The sequence below is a fragment of the Tepidimonas sediminis genome, from assembly GCF_007556605.1.
Classification (GTDB): domain Bacteria; phylum Pseudomonadota; class Gammaproteobacteria; order Burkholderiales; family Burkholderiaceae_C; genus Tepidimonas; species Tepidimonas sediminis.
Genome location: NZ_VJND01000030.1, coordinates 1 through 1,458 on the forward strand (window position 1 = coordinate 1; position 1,458 = coordinate 1,458).

At 67.1% G+C, this 1,458-nt stretch carries 1 protein-coding gene and 1 pseudogene; both read right to left on the reverse strand.

The features are described from left to right. On the reverse strand, positions 1–543 hold a 543-nt coding region (locus Tsedi_RS12090; protein WP_185970673.1), incomplete at its 3' end, for a replication initiation protein. Between the two features lie 681 nt (positions 544–1,224). After that, positions 1,225–1,458 (reverse strand): annotated as a pseudogene (locus Tsedi_RS12305) (hypothetical protein); the annotation flags it as partial.

Sequence of the window (1,458 nt, forward strand, 5' to 3'; positions counted from 1 at the left end):
GCGCAGGCCTCGTCTGGGCATGTGCCGGGGCAGATCGACCCACTCCGCTAGCTCCCCAAGCTCCCACGTCTTGGCAGGCCCGTAGAGCACTTTCCAGCCCTTCCAGAGGGGGTTCTTGCTGTGGTCGCTGGACGCGCTGAAAGCCGGGTCTGCGCCGAGCTTGGCACGCATCCCGGCTTCGATGGCGGCCAGGTACCGCAGCGGGGCATCGCGCGCCCCGTCGCCGGTCAGCACAGGCGCGGCTAGCGGGTAGCCGAGGTGGGCGTGGCCGTTTTCCGGGTTCGTTGCTGCCCACGCAGGAGGTGGCAGCAGCGACTCTTCCCAGGCCAGCGCCCCACCAGGTCTATCAACGTCATGGACGATCCAGAGCGCGAGCCTTGGCGGGTTGATCCTGATGTAGGGGTACCGCGACAGCATGCGCGGCGTGCAGCGCCGGATGACCGGCGGCGCGGCCTTGTCGGACTTGAAGCTGCCCACGCTGGGCATGAGCGGCAGCAGCTCGAGTTGGCAGCCTGGGCCTCTGTCGTCTACAATGGTGTCCATCGGTGATCCTTCCCTAGTCCAGACGATCGCCGCAGACCCCGGACGCCCGCCAGCGTGCCGGGGTTTTTTCTTGGCCGGGCCAGCATAGCACAGTAAGACAGGTCGGTCAACCATATCCAGATATCCCCGCCGTGCGGGGCCCCCTCGGGGGGCCGGGGGGGCCGGGCCCGCCCCGTAGGGGGGGCCGACTGGCCCGCCGGGCCAGCGGGGGGGGCTGGGTTGAGCCGAAAAGAAAAGCTGCCGACAGGCATCAGCCTGTCGGCCGGGGCAGCCGCATCAGCGGCTGAGGGCCATCAGGCCCGGCCCCGCGCTGCCAGCTCCCGGCGCAGCTCGCGCAGTCGCTGTCGCGCAGCTTCGACGTCTTCAGCGCTTATCTGCGACGGCACCGGAGGCAGAGCAGACTCGTGCGGCATGCGCAAGCCAAGCTCCCGGGCAGCATTCAGCGGCCAGGGCTTTCGACCACGCTTGACAGCAGCTTCCAGCGCTCGCAGCGACGCTTCTTCACCAGCGCGCTCGCACAACCAGCGCCACTGGCGCGCGCTGAGCTCAGACGTCAACTCTGGTTCTAGCTTCATGGCAGGGGCCCGCAGAGGCTCGCAGAAGGCCCTAGAAGCGATTTTTTGCCGCTGCCTGATGTGGAGCCTTGCCGGGTCCGATTTTTCGCGCCATTTTGGCTTGCGCTCATGCTGTGTGTGCTGGGGGGGTGCGGGGGGCGGCGGCGGCGCAGCCGTCGTCCCCCCCGCAAAGCGACTTAAACAGCGCTTTGTCGTCTTCTCTCGTGAGCCACGATTCAAGTCGCGGCATGATGTACTCGCGCAATCGAGCGTCGATTTTCATGCGCTCGAGCAGAAATGCGCCGGCGAGTATTTTTCGTCGCGTGTCGAGTGCTCTCGCGCGCTTGCTCTCAAGTGCTCT